Origin of the sequence: Psychrobacter sp. NG254, assembly GCF_015277735.1 — a bacterium.
In the GTDB taxonomy this organism is placed as follows: Bacteria; Pseudomonadota; Gammaproteobacteria; order Pseudomonadales; family Moraxellaceae; genus Psychrobacter.
Genome location: NZ_JADHDA010000009.1, coordinates 1 through 19,118, shown reverse-complemented (window position 1 = coordinate 19,118; position 19,118 = coordinate 1). Strand labels below are relative to the sequence as shown.

The following is a 19,118-nucleotide window of genomic DNA, read 5'->3' as shown; positions in this document are numbered from 1 at the left end:
GTGACACACAATCACAAGTTAAGGAGCGTCATATGGCTTCATCAAACCTTTTCTCATCAAATATAACGTATTCGGACACACTCCCTCCTGATCTAGTGTTAGACAAGCTAACGCATTTACTGGGAGCTAGTAATGTACAGGCTGATCCAGAGAAAAACGAACACTATAGAATGGGGTGGCGCTCTGGTGGCGGCAATGCTTTGGCTGTTTTGTTTCCGCAAACTCTGCTGGAGATTTGGCGCAGCTTAGAAGTGTGTGTGGAAGGCGACTGCATTATCATCATGCAAGCAGCAAAAACAGGACTGACTGAAGGCTCAACCCCGAGCGGTAATGACTACGATAGACCAGTTGTTGTGATTAACACGCTTGCCATGAACCAGTTGTATTTGGTGAATGACAACGAGCAAGTGATTAGCTTGCCTGGGGCAACATTACACCAGTTGCAAAGTCAGCTTAATACCGTAAATAGGGCGCCTCACTCCGTCATCGGGTCCTCGACATTGGGTGCATCTATTATTGGTGGTATTTCTAACAACTCCGGCGGTGCGCTGGTTAAAAGAGGCCCTGCCTATACCGAGCTTGCACTGTTTGCCCAAATAAACCAACACGGTCAGCTAGTATTGGTTAATCATCTAGACGTAGAATTGGGCGACACTCCAGAAGAAATACTCACTAACTTACAAACAGGTAATTTTGCTAAAAGAGAATTACCTAACACTGGCAAGCTCGCATCTGACAAAGAGTACATCGCTAGAGTAAAAGATGTTGATGCAAGCACGCCAAGCCGCTTTAATGCGGATAAGCGAAGACTGTATGAAGCCAGTGGCTGCGCTGGCAAGCTTGCTGTGTTTGCAGTACGTCTTGACACTTATCCAATAGCGGCAAAAGAGAAAACTTTTTATATAGGCACCAACAGTGTGAGTGAGCTTGCACAGCTCAGAAGGCAGATACTATCAAACTTCGAAAATATTCCTGAAGTTGGTGAATATATGCATCGTGATATATTTGATGTATCTGCTAAGTATGGCAAGGACACGTTCCTGAGTATTAAGCATCTTGGGACAAATGCCTTACCTAGATTGTTTTCTATCAAGGGTGCTATGGACGCAAAGTTCCATAAATGGTCATGGATACCAAAATATTTCACTGACAAGGTTATGCAGTTCATCGCCAATATATTTCCACAGCATTTACCCAAGCGCATGATGGAGTACCGTAATCAGTACGAGCATCACCTCATCATAAAAATGAGTGATGAAGGTATAGCCGAGGCTCAGGATTTTTTGAAGACGTTTTTTGATGCTTCAGACACAGGTAACTATTTTGAATGTAGCCAGGAAGAGTCAGAAAGCGCGCTTTTAAATCGTTTCGCCGCAGCTGGTGCCGCATTACGCTATGAAGTCATGCATGAAAAAGAAGTCGGAGATATATTGGCATTAGATATTGCCATACCACGTAATGAATTAGAATGGCTTGAAACCCTACCTGAAGAAATTGAACAACATTTGGAAAAGAAACTCTATTACGGACACTTCTTTTGTTATGTGTTTCATCAAGATTATATTTTGAAGAAGGGCAGTGATGCACACCTTGTCAAAAAGATGATGTTAGAGTTGCTGAGCGCCCGTGGGGCCAAATATCCTGCTGAGCATAATGTCGGGCATCTATACGAAGCAGAACCTGATCTGCAAAACTTCTATAAAAGTCTAGACCCAACCAACACCTTTAATCCAGGTATTGGAAAGATGTCGAAAACCAAACGTAATTGCTCGTGTTGTTTATAGGCCACTAAATGTATTCATGTGCTAATTGATGACATGCCCTAAGGGCTTGATCGGAGAATACCTGCCTAAAGGCTGTAGCTTTAGACAGGTATTTGATATTGGAATACAAACGATTGAATATAAATCTTACAACACACCAAGCGTGCTCAATTGGCTTTTAGCGGACGCTAATCGAGCACTCTGTCATTTAGCGTTGCGCTTGCTGTATCTTCTTGGTGCGTGTAATTAGCATGTTCCTAAGTATGTATATCTATGTTAGGGTTCGTCGACCGGTTTTACCGTCTCTAGCCTAGCCGGACTGGTATCATAAAGAATGGCTTTGACCAGCGATATTCCCATGAGTACCATCACAAAACTAAAGGGCAGGGCACCAATAACCATCGCCGTTTTAATCGCCCCCAGTCCTCCGCTTATCAGCAGTACGCCAACAACCAATGCTAGTATTACGCCCCAAAAGATAATATGTGGGCGGCCTTTTGGACCCTCGTTACCACCTGAATTGATGGTATTGATAACTAAAATTGCCGAATCTAACGTCGTGACTAAGTAGGTCAATAGTAAGACTAGAACTAAAATTGCCATTACCCAAGCAAAACTTGGGGACAACATCACATCAAGCATGGCAAGCAGTTGAGATTCTTGGCCAACGCTTGAGATGGCATCAGTGCCACCTAGTGTTAAGTCAATCGCGGTTCCGCCCACCATTGAAAACCAAATAAAACACATCAGAGCAGGTAGGATGACGGTGCCGAATAGATAAGCACGGATACTACGGCCACGTGAAATGCGAGCAAAGAAAACACCAACAAAAGGACCAAAAGCAATCCACCATGCCCAATAAAACACAGACCAGTCTTTTTGCCATGTGGCAAGAGTGTCACCGACTACCGTACCATCTGGTTGCCAAACCGTAAATAGCAGCTCAGGAAGTGCGACGACATAGTCAAACACACCTAAGAAGAAAGATTGTAAACCAAAGAAGGTCGAACCGAATATTAAGAAAAAGGCAAACAGAACAAGACTCAATCCCATGTTGATGTTAGAGAGCCATTTCACCCCTTTACCTAGCCCAGAAAGCGCAGATAGGGTTGCTATACCAACGATAACGACCAGTGCAACGATAATGGCTGCCGTTGACGATGTGCCATCGGCATTCATCAACCATTCGCCCAAACCAACGCGGTACATACTAGAAACGAATTGCTCAACCCCAAACCCTAATGTTTGGGCCACGCCCAAGATAGTTGCAATAACGGCAACGATGTCAATGGTATTACCGAGCTTACCTGATAGTTTTTGGCCGAATAATGGCGCAAGACCCGAGCGAATAGTTAGCGGTAGTTTACGTCGAAACGAAAAATAGGCCATCGATAATCCGACTAAGGAATAACAAATCCATGCGCTGAATCCCCAATGTAGAAAGGCCCATTTATAGGCATAGCGTACATTGTCGGCACCAGAGGCTGTTGCCAAACCTTGGATGACTTCAGGGTTATTGGCAAAGTGATACATCGGCTCTGCGGTCGCAAAAGTCAACATACCAACACCGATACCTGCGCCGAAAATCATCGAAAACCATGAAAAGTTGGAGAACTCAGGTTTATCCCCTGTGTCCCCTAAAATCAATCTCCCATAGCGCGGCACAACGGCCAGAATCAACGCTAAAATTAAGAAAAAGGCGACACATAAGATATACCATGTCGAAAAGTGATTGAGTAAGAAGGTATTGAGCGACCCTAAGATAGTCGTTGAATTATCAGGAAAGATGACAGCCCAAACAATGAGCAGACCCAGTAAGATTTTAGCGGTAATCGTAACGTCTTTATTAAACCCTTCATAAAAGCCTTTTGTGGCTACTTTAATCGGCAATTTGGTTAAAGGTTTTCTGCTGCTGTTTTTCATATCTAATCCTTTAGATGGTTTTTTTCTTGTTTAAATGAGCATCAAGCTGCACTGTCCTTTGAGCAGCTTAATTCCTATCATTTAGGGTGTGTCATCAGCCAGATACCAACCAACTTGCATCATGGTTAGCAGGGTACTCCAACTGATGACACTGCCTCATTTAACTTGGTAAAAACTCTTGACTCCAACTATCACTCAAATCACCACTGGCAATACTGGCATCAATGTCTGTCTCGCTATAGCCAAGTTCTAGCATGATCTGACGGGTGGATTGTCCAAATTTTTCAGGTCGAGGCAGTGCGTACACGATGCTGTTCGATGGACGAATAGCATAGGGATCTAGCTGCGTCACTATATGGCCACTTGGATGATCTTCATAAATTGAAAACGAATAACTACCATTGTCAGTACCTGGTGTGCCATCTGCTGTGCGGCTGTATTCAGCACGTAATGCATTGATATCGGCACAGACGACAGCCGCAATATCGGCAGCTTGCAGACGTTCAACCCAGTCATGAGCAGGCGCTTTTTGAAAGGTATTAGATAAGAATGCTGCACGTTCACTTTTGTTTAGCTCACTGAAACCTTCTAAGCCCTCGACGTTTTCGAAGTTTTTTACATCGACTTCATATGCGTTTAATAACAAGTAGTTCCCTGAAGAGGTATAGTAAAAGCGCGTCAACTCATCATGGCCATTGGTCTCACGACCTGAGGGCTCATTGAATAACCCACGTTTTTCAAAGTCATAACAGTAAGGGATCTGTAGCAAGGCACTATTGGCAACCAATGAGGTACGGCCACGTCCAATACGGCCTGTACGATATTTTTGATAGAGCGCCACACCAATACTCATGGCACCGCCAAAGCCGCACATGACATCAATAGTACCAACGTGTGCATGTTCTTCAGGGGTGTCCATCGCACCGCCGCAACGCAACATGATGCCGGTAGATGCTTGTACCACATCGTCATAGCCTATGAAGTCACTACTCGGACCCTTACGGACACCACTAAAACAATCAAGCTTACAGAATATAGCGTCAGGATTTAAGGCTTTTAAGCCTTCAGTATCCAAGCCCATTTTTTTGATTTGTGTGTCTGTTGCATTCCAAACAATAACGTCAACGGAACGAACCAACTTCTCGAACACTTCTCGTCCTGTGCCTTTGCTAATATCAGCAAGTATGGAGCGTTTGCCGACCATTTGAGACATACCATAAATGACAGTATTCCAGCTGTCGTATAATGGAGAAGCAGAATCAAGCTTAATAACTTCTGCACCAAAACGCGCCAAATAACAGGCCGAATGCGGGCCTGCAATGACGTTGCAAAGATCAAGTACTTTAATACCGTCTAACCAACCGCTTTTTTCATCGACATTATTGATTGAAGGCAACTTGGTTTTGATTGCCTTTAATTTTTTCAATGCACCCTCAAAGTCGATAGGCTGCGGTGCTTTCGGTTGTAACATCAACTCGCCACATTCTTCTAACCACACAATTGGTCCTGGCTGAATCATCTTGCCATAAGTGGGGTCATCAACTTCAATCATGAGTCCTGTTGTTTCTGCATGATCATCATGGATCCACTCTTGTAGCCAACGCTGCGGTGCACCAGGTATGCCGCGTTTCCCAAAAATCTTCTGCCACTCTTTTGACGTACGTAATAAAAACGCCACTTTCATTTTTTCGGCAATACGATCTGCCCAATGTTTTGGCATGGGATAAACCCCAAGCGATGTATCAGATGTCCACTGACTAGAAGGCAAATAAGTGTCTTCCTCCTCAGTCAATCCTTCCTCAAGTAATTCGTCGTATAACCCGAGTACTTGCAAACAACGCTTGGCGTGATGTTTATGGCTAGGGCATACCACGTAAAACATACGGCCATCTTTACACATGTAACTGCGGTAAAAAGGATCTAGCAGTTCTTGCAACGCTTCGTAGTCCATATTCATGGGAATACCTTCAACGCGGCGACGTTGAATCTCAACTTCGCGTTGGGTCAAATAGCGTTCAGGTAGGTTTTCGATATCTATTGAGTTGTAACAAAGGCCTTCCATCACAGCCGCAGCAAGTGGAACTTCGATAGCATCGCCAAGTCCTGTGTTTTCACGTGCTTGTAGTGCAAAAACAACGGAAGAACCTGCCAGCATGGCGCCATAAGCAGAGGGTAGTGGTAGGGGTGAGAACGATGGGTTAATGCCCATGAGCACACGGTTTAAACCCATGTCAGTAAACACGCCCGAGCTCGCTGCTACAATGCTTTCATAGGCACGTAACTCACGGCGATTTTCGTCATTCGATGCAAATCCAGGGATTGACAGCGTGATCAGCTGTGGCCGCTCTTTTCGTAGCGCGACCAGATCTAATCCCATTTCTGCCATTTTTCCAGGGCGAAAGCCTTCGATAACGATGTCACTTTCTAAAATTAATTGCCTAGCTTGCGCCAAGCCTTCATCCGTCTTAAGATCGAGTGTTAACATCAATTTATTGCGATTCAATACCGCATTGGCTGGACTGTGCCACCTTGGGCCTGATGGTGGGTCTATATGAACCACGGTTGCGCCTAAGTCGCCAAGCATCATACCGACAGCGGGACCGGCAATATATTGACCAAAATCGATGACTTTGACACCCAGTAATGGCAATTCAAAAGCTTCTCGCATAGTTATCTATCCTTAGAATTTTATGGTACGACTATGAAAAATTAGAATTCAGTCAGAGCACTTGCCGGTCGTCCACTAATGGAGAGAGTCAGAAGCAAGCAGCATTTTTTGAATACAAATGACTGCTTTTAAGCGCACTGATTATGCAGTGCGCTTAAAAGGTAAGGGCTTTATAATGTAGCGCCTTTATACTGTAGTGTTCTTAAAGGCTAGCGCCTTGACAAGGCGGTGCTATTAAGTTGGCATAGAGAACTGTTTTTCTTCTCTCAATGCCGCACTAGGCCAGCGCTGCGTAATGGTCTTACGACGAGTGAAGAATCTTACGCCGTCTGGTCCGTACATGGCCAAGTCACCAAATAATGAACGCTTCCAGCCACCAAAGCTTTGAGACGCGACAGGTACGGGTAGTGGAATATTGACACCAACCATACCGACTTGAATGTTGTCAATAAAGTAACGCGCCGCTTCTCCATCTCTCGTATAAATACAGGTGCCGTTACCATATTCGTGATCGTTTATGAGTTGCACTGCCTCGGCCATGGTCTGTACACGCATCACCTGTAACACGGGACCGAAAATTTCTGCCTCGTAGCTGTGCATCTCTTTTGTGACATGATCAATCAGAGTAGGACCTACGAAAAATCCATTTTCATTGCCTTCTGGTGCAGCATCAGAGCCATCGATGATGAGCTCTGCACCTTGCTCGGCAGCACTTTTGATGTAATCTAAAATCTTAGATTTGTGTGCCGCTGTAATGACAGGGCCAAAGTCGTTGCTTTTATCTGAATGAAGCCCCAGTTTTAGCTCTTTAATAGCAGGCTGTAGAGCCGCAATCATCTTGTCAGCCGTTTCATCACCGACGGCAACAGCAACAGATAGCGCCATACAACGCTCGCCTGATGAACCAAAAGCAGCACCCAATAGTGAGGTTACGACGTTGTCTAGGTCCGCATCTGGCATGACAATCGCGTGGTTTTTTGCACCGCCTAATGCTTGGCAACGTTTACCTTGTGCAGCGGCTGTGGTATAGATGTATTCAGCGATAGGGGTCGAGCCGACAAAGCTAACGGCTTTAACATCTGGGTGATGCAAAATAGCATCAACGGCTTCTTTGCCACCATTTACGACGTTGATGACACCATCTGGTAGGCCCGCTTGCTGTAAAAGCTGTGCGATGAAAAGTGTGGAACTTGGGTCACGCTCAGACGGTTTTAGTACAAAGGTATTACCGCACACGATGGCCATCGGGAACATCCACAGTGGCACCATCACAGGGAAGTTAAACGGTGTGATACCTGCAACCACGCCTAGTGGATGAAACTCACTCCAAGAGTCTATATCAGTACTCACATTGCGGCTGTGCTCGCCTTTGAGCAGCTCAGGTGCGCCGCATGCATATTCGACGTTTTCAATACCGCGCTGTAGCTCGCCTGCCGCATCATGTACGATTTTTCCGTGCTCTTCGCCAACCAGTCTGCAAATTTCATCTGCATTTTGCTCTAACAATTCTTTGAATTTGAACATGACGCGCGCGCGTTTTAGTGGCGAGGTTTTGCTCCATGCTGGAAAAGCCGCTTTAGCCGCAGCGACTGCTTCGCCGATTGTTTTTTCACCACCCAAAGCGACTTGCTTGCTGACTTCACCGGTTGATGGGTTGTAAACATCTTGAGTTTGGCTGTCATTATTTGACAGGCTGCCATTAATAAAATGTCCGATTGTTTGCATAGGTTTAATTCCTTTAAACATGTGAATAATTAATAGGTTAATAGTAAATGAGGGATTTTTTAACTGACTTAACTCTCAGCAACAGTGTTGTCAGCCCATAGCAAGGTATAGAGTTGAACCATCTCTTCTAGCGTAGGTATTCGAGGGTTGTTATTGGGTGAACCTGATGCAAATGCTTGTTCGCACATTGTGTTTATTAGTGCATCAAAATCTGCTTTTTGCACACCGAACTGTGCCAATGTGGGCACGTGAAGCTCATCATTTAAGCTTTTTAGATACTTGACCAAACTGACGTTGGCCTGATCATCTGTCTCGCTGTGGTCCGCTATTCCTAAGGCACGCGCGCAGTCTGCATAACGGTCAGGCGCACTAGAGATGCCGAACTCTGTAATAGTTGGCAATAGCATCGCGTTTGATAGGCCATGCGGCACATGAAAAAAGGCACCGATTGGACGACTCATGCCATGTACCAGCGCAACCGAAGAATTACAGAACGCAATACCTGCTAAGGTAGAGCCCAGCATCATTGCTTCACGGGCGGTTTCATCTTTGCCGTCGTGATAAGCGGTTTGGATATTGGGTCCAATTAAGCGTAAGGCGGCGAGCGCCTGTTGGTCGCTATAGGCATTACGTTTAGGGCTGATATACGCTTCGATAGCATGGGTCATCGCATCGATACCCGTATCTGCGGTAGTACGAGGCGGTACGCTGAGCGTGAGGCTATAGTCGATAATGGCTGCGACGGGCATAAATCCCATACCCACGCACAACAGCTTTTCGTTATTAGCCTCATCGGTAATGATGGTAAAGCGTGTCACTTCTGATCCTGTGCCTGCCGTCGTCGGTATGGCAATAATAGGCAAACCGGCTTCATCAACTTGACGAGGAAACTTATAATCACGAATCACGCCGCCAAATTTTCCTAGAATAGCAATGGCCTTTGCACTATCGATAGGGCTTCCGCCACCTAAGGCAATCAGACCATCGTAATCTTGCGCTTTTACTTGAAACACGCCAGCCTCAATAGAGCTTTCAGTAGGCTCTGGCACCGTCTCTGAAAACACATCGGCATTGATTTGTGCTGCTTTCAAAATGGCTTGTATGTTATCGACATAGCCGAGTTTAACCATCATCTCGTCAGTGATAATAAGGGGTTTTTTCACCCCTAAGCTGGCCAATATTACTGGCAGCTTTTGGCAGGCATCGCGTCCGATTTCCATCGTTCTTGGGAGCAGGATACTGTGTGACATAGTGACTCATCCTTGAATTAATGACTTCAGATATGAGCGTAGTAGGCAGCTCAATCGTCGCACGAACTATTCACAGAAGTGGATAGCGCTTAGATATAAAATTCACATAACGATAAATATATTATCGATATGTGAAAGGTAACAGAATGTTTTTGTAATAGCAAGACGCAAAAGCGTAAATTTTATCGTTATAATAAATAAATTTATTTGCTGCGAGTCAGCCAGAGGTTTAAACCAAACAATGAGTAATACTAAAAAGAAGGGCTCAAGCGTTGAGCGTGTCTTACAGATAGTAGAGGTGCTGGCCAGCTCGCAAAGACCAATGAGTGTCAGCGATTTAGCAGAAACATTAGATGTGCCAGTGCCGAGTATGTATCGGCTACTGGATCAATTGCAGGGTCTGGGGTTTGTGCAGTTAGATTTGCCAGGGAAGGTAACCTGTGGAAAACGCACCTATAAGCTTGCCATGAACTTATTGCAAAACAGTGACTTTAAAAATGAAAGGCTAGCGATACTGAACGAGCTGTCAACGCAAATAGGGGAGACGGTGGGTATTTCGATTTTACAAGACTTAGATGTGGTTTATATCGATCGCGTTATGTCGGATTGGCCATTACAAATATTTCTGCCTTCGGGCACGCATGTGCCTGTTTGGGCCAGTGCCAGTGGTAAATTATTGTTATCGCAGCTATCGGATGAGAAACGTACACGCATCGTTGAGAAAATGTCGTTACACGCATTAACGACCAAAACTCAGACCGATAAAAAGCAACTGATGCAAACGATTACTGCAACACGTGAGACGGGAGTAGGCGTGGATAATGAGGAGTTTATTCCAGGCATGGTCGCGTGTGCGGTCATGATTCCTAATGGGGATCAACAGGCATTTGCGACGGTGTTTACCCATGGGCCGACCGTGAGAAAAAGTCTAGAGGAGCTGCTCAGCTATGTGCCTCTTATGCAAGAGGCGGCAAATGAGCTGTCTGTTATTTTCAATCAAAACCATGAATAGATGAGTGTGAGCAAAATAGAGTAATGAGCTATCGGTAGCGGTCTACTATAAGTACCAGTTAGCACTAAATTGGCGCTAGAACTGATAACATTAGCTAATAAAAGTATAGAATTAAAAAAGGTTGCTAGGACTATATAATATAATGCTAACAACTTTTTTGCCGCTACTATAGTCAATCCTCTATAAATTGGGTACGGTGTCAGTCTCGTTCAGTCTACTACTTGTAGTACTTTCACTCGGCTTCCTTGTATCCAAATTATATTGAACCGACTATATCAATTCATTCTAAAATTATACTTATTAGCCGTTTGATAGTACTTGGTTTATAGGTAGTCAATGCGATGAAAAACGTATTGGCTTATAAAGTTTACGCTTACTTTTGCCAATGACTAAGCCTTAATAAAAATAGTCTCTTCACTCAAGCGTGATTTAGGTATTTTGGCATTAAAGTCTTCATCGCTGCGGTAGCCAAACGATACCACTGCCACAGCAGAATATCCTTTGCTACGTAAGTCGAACTCCGTATCAAGCGCCTGTAAATCAACCCCTTCCATAGGGACGGTGTCAATACCCAAAAGCGCACTGCCCAATAGTACCCCGCCCATGTTGAGATATACCTGTTTGGCAAGCCAATGTGGCTCATCTTTGGTATCGAAGCGATGCATATCTAAGAACAATTGGCGACCTTGATGCATCTGTGCTTTGAATTCTGGCTGAGCATATCGACCATCTTGATCTTCTTTTTCTAACACCGCCTGCATGTATTCATCGTCGGCATGGATGCGAGTACAGAAAACCACCACGTGTGAGGCATCTAGGACTTTAGGTGTATTAAAATGAAAGGCACCTTGCGTGCTTTTGGCAATGCGCGCTTTGCCTGCGTCATCATCTGCAATGACAAAGCTCCATGGTTGAATATTGGTGCTTGATGGACTCATTTGTAGCATGTCTTTGATCTGCTCAAAATCTTCAGCAGATATCTTTTTATTGGCATCAAATACTTTGGTGCTGTAACGCCAGTTTAGTGCTTCATTAATGGTTTTCATGATTGTCCTTAAGTAAAGTAAGTTTCAGTTTTTTAGTCAGCTGGTAATACAAACGGATTTAACAAACGTTGCTACTCAACCCTTATCGTTCATCGTTAAGTTAACTGATTAGCCCGTCCTAGCGATGGCTCATAATAGTAAAGTTCATACATTAGAACCACTAGCTACAAGAGAAAACACTTTCAATATTATTTTGAGAATATGGCGTTTTTGATCTATCTAAAGGTTATTTATCAATTGATAAATCCATTAAACGCATAAACTGATCTTAAAAGGGGGCGAAATTATCAGGCTGACTGTGCGTAGCAGTCCAACGTTGATTGGCATCAATATGACTATTAAGCCCAACTCCTCGTGGTACTTGCATATTATCGCCATACAGCCAAAGCACCATATTGGTACGTTTGCCACTGGTGATTGGATGTGCGGCGTGAGGCACTGAGCCTCTATGAATAATCGCCATGCCAGGTTTAAAGATGGCACGTTTGGTTTGCCCTAAATGGCGATCGACAAAATCAACTTCTGATCCAGTAAAGTCTTCGCCTGGCAAATTTAGGTTAATATTCATAGTCACCGCTGAAGCATCAGTATGAAGTTGTAGCGATGTGTCGCCTGTCGGCTGGTATTGAATCGAGAACCCAAAGGTCTGAGTGTCATAGCCATAAACATTGGCAAATAACAACCGAGCGATAGGCCGCATATATTGATTCATGACTTTATGATAAAACGCCTGAAAATTAGGGGTGGCCAGATAGCCTAGCGAGCGCGCATCTAGCATGGCCCCATTACTGTTCAATGCGATACCATAAGGAGGACGTATTGGAATATTAGCGTCTGCGATTGCTTGCAAATAACGGCGCAACGTTGATAGTTGTGCTGGGTCAAAGAGTTGCCCCTGATATACGTCAGGTAGTATCTCTTGCCATAAATTTTTAACAGCCATCTCTGTAGAAGGAGCGTGCCATGCTTGCGTCACTGCCTCACGTAGAGTTGGATCAAATAATGAATCATCAAGTACAGGCAAGTCATGCTCAGTGGTTTCCCATTCTGCCCATGCATGCTCTAGTAGCTGGCTGTTTTGATGCCAAAAATGCTCTACCGATGGTGCACGTCTAAGCATGTCTGATTTTGAAGGTAGTGGTAAGTTGCGTGCTTGTTGTAGTGCACTCTGTTGATTATCTCCATCATGGTGGCTATGGTGTTGAGTATCCTGTGTGCTCGTAGGCCGTATTATAGTATCCATCATGTATCTCCAAATGTGTGAGTAAACCTTATAGGCGCATGCTACTATGATTAATTATTTTGATAATCAGCAAGTTTGGAGAAACAGTTTCAAAAAAATTTATATAATGATGAGGCTAGCAGTAACAACAACAACAACAACAACAACAACAACAACAACAACAGCAAGCGATGGCGATTGATAAGTTAAACGTTAATTGAACGAAGGCAGGACGATGAAAAATTTGCAGGATTTACGTATTTTTATTGAGACCGCTCGCTTAGGTAGCCTATCTGCCTGTGCTCGGCACTTAGATCTGTCGCCTGCAGTTGTGAGTGCAGCGGTCAAGCGATTAGAAGCCGAAATTGAGACGGTATTGTTTGTTCGCTCTACTCGTAGGCTGCGTCTAACTAGCAAGGGTGAACAATATTTAAAGCATTGCCGAGATGCGGTGGCTATTTTGGACAATGCTTATGCAGGACTGCATGACAATGATGCTGAGCTGACGGGTACAATTCGGCTGTCGGCATCATCAGATTTGGGTCGAAACTTAATTTTGCCTTGGTTAGACGATTTTATAGACATTCACCCAAAAGTGACGGTGCAGCTACATATGTCAGACAGCTATGTGGACTTGTACGGTCAGCAGATTGATTTGGCACTACGTTACGGCGCACCCAAAGATTCATCACTGGTCGCATTACCCATAGTGTTGAATAATCGCCCTATACTGTGTGCGTCAAAGGAGTATTTGAGCAAAATTGATAAGGATATCGGTATCCCAAAAATGCCGGAAGATTTATCGCAGCATAATTGCTTACGTTTGGGGCATGATGAAAAATATTTGAGCGAGTGGACTTTTGAGAAAGCGGGAAAGACTAAACGTGTGGCAGTGGATGGCAATCGCAGAAGTAAAGACGGTGACGTTGTACGCCGCTGGGCAGTGACGGGTAAAGGCATCGCATTAAAGTCTCAGTTAGATATCGCCGGCGATTTAAAGGTAGGGAGACTGGTTGAGGTAGAGTTGGACGGCTGGCAAGTGGCCAACTATCCACTATATTTGATTTGCCCAGAACGGCGCTTAATCGATCCATTGTTTAATGCGGTCAAAGAATACTTGATTGAACGGGTAGAGCAGGTATTAAGGTAAAACGAAAACTGATGGTTACCCTGTTTAATCATATGAGCAAAACAGCAGTCCCTATACGGTGATTGCTTGATGGATATTGTAATTATTGCCATACCTTATCAAGTACCGTAAACCAGTTTTTTGACGTTAGCTTTCCAATAAGTTGATTTGAGAAGTTACGTTGTTGCATCCGCTCAATCAGCATAGAGATTTGACTGATATCAGATAACTCATCAGGTAGTAGGCAACCATCGAAATCAGAGCCAAACCCAACGTGATCTTCGCCTAGATGGTCGATCAGATAATCAAGATGGTCGACAATCACATCAATTGATGTTTGCGTATTACGTTGCCCATCTGCACGAAGAAACGCCACATCGAAATTCACCCCAACCAAACCATCACTTTGTTTAATAGCAGCCAGCTGCTGATCAGTTAAGTTCCGTGCTTGCTGACAGAGAGTATGTGCGTTTGAATGTGTCGCAACAATAGGCTGGCAGGCAATTTCTAACGTATCCCAAAAAGCGCGTTCATTCATATGCGACACATCTATCAGCATATGCTTTTCACTGCACTTAAGAATGAGGTCTTTGCCTTGAGTCGTGAGCCCAGCTCCCGTATCTGGAGAATGCGGAAAAGACGCATTTAAGCCATCACCGAAGAGGCTCTTTCTATTCCATAGTGGGCCAATGCTTCTGAGTCCTGCCTCATAAAACACATCCAGCAGTTCAGGCTCAATAGCCAAAAACTCAGCACCTTCTAAATGTAATACAATGCCCAGTTGCTTATTCTGCTGACAGGCTTGAATTTGTTCTAACGAGGTGCAAATCTGAATCTGACCGTCAGATCTTGCCTCTAGTTGCTGGGCTAGTTTCAATTGCGCACAGCAGATATCGACGATTTCTTGCGGAGTAAAATCTGAATGTGATGGGTCGGCTAGTTTGTCAGGATGGTTGTTTTTCACATAAGCGTAGGGCGGCAGGAAAATAGAAAACAAGCCTCCCATCCAGTTCGCTTGTCGACAGCGTTGTAAATCCAAATGTCCCGGTAACGTGCCATAACTAAAGTCATGTACCGGATCGGCAGCTGAACTTAGCCAAAGGCGAGTCAACAGATCATTATGTCCATCAAATATCACAGGCTGGGTATTCATATTTCACCTGTTACCATACGAGTAGGAATCAATTTGTCTTTATTCAGCTGTTTGTTACTCAGTGATTTAGAATTCTTTGGATTGCGAAAGCGTAGTTCTTCAAAAGGTACAGGCGTCTCGCTGTTGATACGTGCCTCCTCAATCAGGTAGTGATAAGGCGATTTGCCACACACAGGATCAGCATTTTTGGCATCCCCAGTTAGCATAAATGCTTGGCAACGACAGCCGCCATAATCGCGCTCTTTATCTGGGCAGCTTTGACAGATGTCGGGCATCCAGTCATCACCGCGAAACTGATTGAAACTGGCAGATTCATACCAAATATCTGACAGTGGTATATGTCGTACATTAGGAAACTGTATTGGCATTTGTCTGGCAGCATGGCAAGGTAGGGCTGTACCGTCTGGTGCCACTGTTAAGAAAATCTTGCCCCAGCCATCCATACAGGGCTTTGGACGTTCTTCATAATAATCAGGCACCACAAAAATAAGTTTGCATTTGATACCACGTTCTTCAATCTGCTTACGGTATTCATTGGTAATGCGTTCAGCTCGGACCACTTGCGCTTTGGTTGGTAGTAAACCCTCTATGTTTTCAAATGCCCAACCATAAAACTGACAAATAGCCAGCTCGACCGTATCGGCTTCCAGCTCTAAGCAGAGATCAATAATCTGGTCAATCTGATCGATGTTTTGCCGATGAATCACAAAGTTAAGTACCATCGGGTAATCGTACTGTTTGACCAGACGTGACATCTCATACTTTTGTTCAAAGGCATGCTTTGAACCTGCCAAGGCATTGTTGACCGTTGGATCACTGGCTTGAAAGCTAATTTGAATATGCTGAAGGCCAGCTTCTTTTAAACGTGCAATCCTAGCCTCAGTAAGCCCCATACCTGACGTGATCAAGTTGGTATAAAAGCCTTGATTGTGCGCATAAGCGACCAGTTCTTCTAGGTCTTGACGAACCAGGGGTTCACCGCCAGAAAAGCCAAGCTGCACCGCACCCATTTGCCGCGCCTGATCAAAGACATCAAACCATTCTTGCGTCGTTAGCTCTTCTTTATACTGAGCATAGTCAATAGGGTTTGAGCAATAAGGGCATTGTAAGGGGCAGCGATAGGTCAGCTCAGCAAGCAGCCATAGCGGTAGCCCGACTGATGCAGTCATACTAAATCAATCCAATGTTCACGCTGGGCGACCAGCATATATTCAATGATGTCTTGCTCGATTTCGGGAATATCGCCAAACATAGCTTGCACCTTTTGAATAATATCAGCAATGGACGCTTGACCATCAATATGTTGCCCAATGATGCTGGCACTGTCATTGAGCTTAATCATACCTTCAGGGTAGAGTAAGACATAGGCGTTTTGCGCTGGTTCAAACTGAAAGCGATAGCCATGACGCCATACCGGTACGATGGATTGATCCAACTCAGGTAAACTAGCAGGTATACTCATTTGAACAATCCTTTATGCCAGACATTGTCAGTGGTAACGCTTTGATAAGGGGCTTGATTATGCACATAAGCCAAGCTCAATGCATCCAGAATCGTCCATAAGATATCGAGCTTAAACTGTAGGATCTCAAGCATACGCTCTTGTTGCTCGGCTGTTTTGAACGAGTCAAGTGTGATGGTCAGACCATGTTCAACATCGCGGCGAGCTTGACTCAAGCGTGAGCGGAAATAGGTATAGCCTTGTTCTTTTATCCAAGGATAATGCTTGGGCCAAGACTCTAAACGCGACTGGTGAATCTGCGGAGCAAATAGCTCAGTCAGTGAGCTACTAGCGGCTTCTCGCCATGAGGTACGCCGCGCAAAATTCACATAAGCATCGACGGCAAAACGCACACCCGGTAGCACTAGCTCTTCAGAAATCACTTGCTCACGAGTCAAACCAACTGCCTCTGCCAGACCCAACCATGCTTCACGACCGCCGCCGTCAGGATACACACCATCTTGATCAATCATGCGTTGAATCCATTCTTGACGCACGCGTTGATCAGGACAGTTTGCCATAATGGCTGCGTCTTTCAATGGAATGTTGATCTGATAATAAAAACGGTTGGCAACCCACGCTTGGATCTGCTGCTGGGTCGCTTTGCCTTCATGCATCATGATATGAAAGGGATGGTAAATATGATAATACTGACCCTTAGCCATAATCGCTTGTTCAAATGCTTCTGGGCTTAGCGCTGTGTTTTCTTCTTGCATTGTTCTCACCTTACGATTGCTATCTTTGCCTTACCATTTGTATTAAAGCTCAATCTGCATCCCATCAAATGCTACTTCAACATCATGTTGTTTTAATGTCGCAGCCTGTTCAGATTGTTCATTCAATATCGGATTGGTGTTATTGATATGGATCAGCACCTTACGAGCGTTATCGAGCTGATCTAGATAATGCAACGAGCCATCTTCACCACTAATATGTAAATGCCCCATGTCTTGGCCGGTTTTTGTACCGACACCGCACTCTTGCATCTCATTGTCAGTCCATAGCGTACCGTCAATCATTACGCAATCAGAGCTTTTCATGATCTGCATAACGTCATCATCAATTTTGCCCAAACCTGGCGCATAAAAGAGTTGTTTTTGTGTTTTTAAATCTTTCACGATTAGGGCAATATTATCGCCATCATGCGGATCATTACGGTGCGGGGAGTAGGGCGGTGCTGAGCTTCTAATCACCAGAGGCGTCAGCTCTAAATTGCTGTAGCCGTCAATTTGAAAGCTCTGTTTTGGATTGATTTGATTATATTGTAGACCCCCATTCCAGTGCTTTAACATATTAAACAGTGGAAAACCTGTACTGAGGTCTTGATGCACCATGTCCGTACACCAAACAGGCATTGGACAGCCTTCACGTAGGGTCAACAGGCCGGTCGTATGGTCAAGTTGACTGTCCATCAACACCACATCTGTGATACCTGTGTCTCTTAAGTTACGTGCTGGTTGAGCTGCCTTAAATTCAAATAACTGTTGGCGAATATCAGGGGACGCATTGAATAAGATCCAATCTATACCATTTTCTGATATGGCGATTGAGGATTGGGTACGGGTTTTTGCCTGAATCGTGCCTTGACGCACACCGTGGCAGTTATCGCAATTGCAATTCCACTGCGGAAAACCACCACCAGCAGCTGAGCCTAAAACGTGAATATACATAAATCAATATTTCCAAAAAAATAAAAGCCCTAGTCATCTAGGGCTTTTAATGGGTTTAGTGCTCGTAAATTTTAACGAGCTTCGAAATACATCGTGATTTCGAAACCAATACGGATGTCTTGAAAAGCTGGTTTAGTCCACTGCATGGGATTGCTCCTGAATGAATATTATTGGTACATCAGTAAGATGAATGAAAGTAATTATCAATGGTAGTATAAGCTGACCCCTGCTGTCAATTTCTTAGATGTTAACAAGGTACTAACGTATGAGGTGCTAGCAAATCATTGATTCATACCTGTGTTCACTACCGTATTGATGAACTTCAGCAATGCCCATTTGTGAATGTTCAACACGCCACTACAATAAATTCTCTCATCTTGCCACTCAATTTAATCATTAAACTCTATGGTTGAATCAAGCTAAGTCTACATAGTGATAGTTTTTCTGAGAGTGTTTTATGTCTGTTAAATCGATGTCCACTACTGCTATTTCTTGTGTCGAACCAAGTTTTTTTATAATGCTTCCTGTAGGAGAGACGACCAGACTCTCTCCTACAAACTCACCGCCATGACCGACGCCCACACCGTTGCAGGTAATCACAAAACATTGGTTTTCAATGGCACGCGCTTGAGTCAATACATAATGGACATTCGCATAGGGAGACATGTTACCGTTTGGCATAAAAATAATTTTTGCGCCTTTTTTTGCCAGTGCTCTAGAACCTTCTGGAAACTCTAGCTCAAAACAAATCTGAGCACCGCAAATTACATTATCAATTTCAACGACGGAAAACTCATCTCCGCTGGTAAACACGCCAACATCATCAAGCCAAAGTTTTGACTTTCGGTGCTTATGAATTATTTCGCCGTTTTTTATCAAATAGCGCCGTAAAACCACGTCACTTCTAGGGCGTGGATATCAGGCGTCAGCAGTTGTCGCATAGCGGTTAATGTCTATTGATTTTGATATAACACACAACCATACTTAACTCATGAAAACACTCAAACTACGCATCAAAGACAAACACGCCAATCAGCTAAATATATTGGCTGGTGC

General features: G+C 44.2%; 16 protein-coding genes and 1 pseudogene. 4 read left to right on the top strand and 13 right to left on the bottom strand.

Translation table 11 applies throughout. From position 1 onward, the window contains the following. The first annotated feature begins 32 nt into the window (after positions 1 to 32). Complete coding sequence (dld, locus tag IP510_RS13265) at positions 33 to 1,784, top strand: D-lactate dehydrogenase (protein WP_194365303.1); 1,752 nt, start codon at positions 33 to 35, stop codon at positions 1,782 to 1,784. Between the two features lie 255 nt (positions 1,785 to 2,039). Here the strand turns inward: dld and IP510_RS13260 are convergent, their stop codons facing one another. From IP510_RS13260 to IP510_RS13245, 4 genes are all read right to left on the bottom strand, one after another. Continuing rightward, positions 2,040 to 3,686: a BCCT family transporter gene (locus tag IP510_RS13260; protein ID WP_194365302.1), complete on the bottom strand. Its 1,647-nt coding sequence runs from the start codon at positions 3,684 to 3,686 to the stop codon at positions 2,040 to 2,042. A gap of 160 nt (positions 3,687 to 3,846) precedes the next feature. Beyond that, entirely contained in the window at positions 3,847 to 6,354 is a 2,508-nt protein-coding gene (locus IP510_RS13255; protein WP_194365301.1) for a CoA transferase, read from the bottom strand. Positions 6,355 to 6,588: 234 nt separating this feature from the next. Beyond that, positions 6,589 to 8,079 (bottom strand): CoA-acylating methylmalonate-semialdehyde dehydrogenase, encoded by a 1,491-nt coding sequence (locus IP510_RS13250; protein ID WP_194365300.1) that lies wholly within the window; start codon positions 8,077 to 8,079, stop codon positions 6,589 to 6,591. A gap of 68 nt (positions 8,080 to 8,147) precedes the next feature. Beyond that, a complete protein-coding gene (locus tag IP510_RS13245) occupies positions 8,148 to 9,329 on the bottom strand; it encodes an iron-containing alcohol dehydrogenase (protein ID WP_194365299.1) in 1,182 nt (393 codons plus the stop codon). 241 nt (positions 9,330 to 9,570) lie between these two features. Here IP510_RS13245 and IP510_RS13240 point away from each other — a divergent pair, with 241 nt between their 5' ends. Beyond that, entirely contained in the window at positions 9,571 to 10,341 is a 771-nt protein-coding gene (locus tag IP510_RS13240) for an IclR family transcriptional regulator (protein ID WP_194365298.1), read from the top strand. 389 nt (positions 10,342 to 10,730) lie between these two features. Here IP510_RS13240 and nfsB read toward each other — a convergent pair whose 3' ends face one another. Continuing rightward, on the bottom strand, positions 10,731 to 11,387 hold the full coding sequence (nfsB, locus tag IP510_RS13235) for an oxygen-insensitive NAD(P)H nitroreductase (RefSeq protein WP_194365297.1): 657 nt from the start codon (positions 11,385 to 11,387) through the stop codon (positions 10,731 to 10,733). A 268-nt stretch (positions 11,388 to 11,655) separates the two neighbouring features. Beyond that, a complete protein-coding gene (locus IP510_RS13230) occupies positions 11,656 to 12,630 on the bottom strand; it encodes a hypothetical protein (RefSeq protein ID WP_265087601.1) in 975 nt (324 codons plus the stop codon). A 214-nt stretch (positions 12,631 to 12,844) separates the two neighbouring features. Between IP510_RS13230 and IP510_RS13225 the strand changes: the two genes are divergently transcribed. After that, positions 12,845 to 13,759, top strand: coding sequence for a LysR family transcriptional regulator (locus tag IP510_RS13225; RefSeq protein WP_194365296.1), 915 nt, complete (start codon positions 12,845 to 12,847; stop codon positions 13,757 to 13,759). Between the two features lie 82 nt (positions 13,760 to 13,841). On the opposite strand, the gene IP510_RS13220 is transcribed toward IP510_RS13225, so the two are convergent. From IP510_RS13220 to IP510_RS13190, 7 genes are all read right to left on the bottom strand, one after another. Continuing rightward, on the bottom strand, positions 13,842 to 14,891 hold the full coding sequence (locus tag IP510_RS13220) for a dipeptidase (protein ID WP_194365295.1): 1,050 nt from the start codon (positions 14,889 to 14,891) through the stop codon (positions 13,842 to 13,844). Then, a complete protein-coding gene (pqqE, locus tag IP510_RS13215) occupies positions 14,888 to 16,060 on the bottom strand; it encodes a pyrroloquinoline quinone biosynthesis protein PqqE (protein ID WP_194365294.1) in 1,173 nt (390 codons plus the stop codon). The genes IP510_RS13220 and pqqE overlap by 4 nt, the downstream gene beginning before the upstream one ends. Then, positions 16,057 to 16,353 (bottom strand): pyrroloquinoline quinone biosynthesis peptide chaperone PqqD, encoded by a 297-nt coding sequence (gene pqqD, locus IP510_RS13210; RefSeq protein WP_057760106.1) that lies wholly within the window; start codon positions 16,351 to 16,353, stop codon positions 16,057 to 16,059. Before pqqD ends, pqqE begins: the two co-directional genes overlap by 4 nt. Then, complete coding sequence (gene pqqC / locus IP510_RS13205) at positions 16,350 to 17,108, bottom strand: pyrroloquinoline-quinone synthase PqqC (RefSeq protein WP_102078380.1); 759 nt, start codon at positions 17,106 to 17,108, stop codon at positions 16,350 to 16,352. The genes pqqD and pqqC overlap by 4 nt, the downstream gene beginning before the upstream one ends. Before the next feature lie 42 nt (positions 17,109 to 17,150). Next, complete coding sequence (pqqB, locus tag IP510_RS13200; RefSeq protein WP_194365293.1) at positions 17,151 to 18,062, bottom strand: pyrroloquinoline quinone biosynthesis protein PqqB; 912 nt, start codon at positions 18,060 to 18,062, stop codon at positions 17,151 to 17,153. A 71-nt stretch (positions 18,063 to 18,133) separates the two neighbouring features. Then, the gene (gene pqqA / locus IP510_RS13195) at positions 18,134 to 18,208 is read right to left on the bottom strand and encodes a pyrroloquinoline quinone precursor peptide PqqA (RefSeq protein WP_075107140.1); all 75 of its coding nucleotides are present in this window, start codon (positions 18,206 to 18,208) and stop codon (positions 18,134 to 18,136) included. Positions 18,209 to 18,476: 268 nt separating this feature from the next. Continuing rightward, positions 18,477 to 18,959: a nitrilase-related carbon-nitrogen hydrolase gene (locus IP510_RS13190; RefSeq protein ID WP_320154201.1), complete on the bottom strand. Its 483-nt coding sequence runs from the start codon at positions 18,957 to 18,959 to the stop codon at positions 18,477 to 18,479. Between the two features lie 94 nt (positions 18,960 to 19,053). Here IP510_RS13190 and IP510_RS13935 point away from each other — a divergent pair. After that, positions 19,054 to 19,118: pseudogene (locus IP510_RS13935) on the top strand (transposase); the annotation flags it as partial.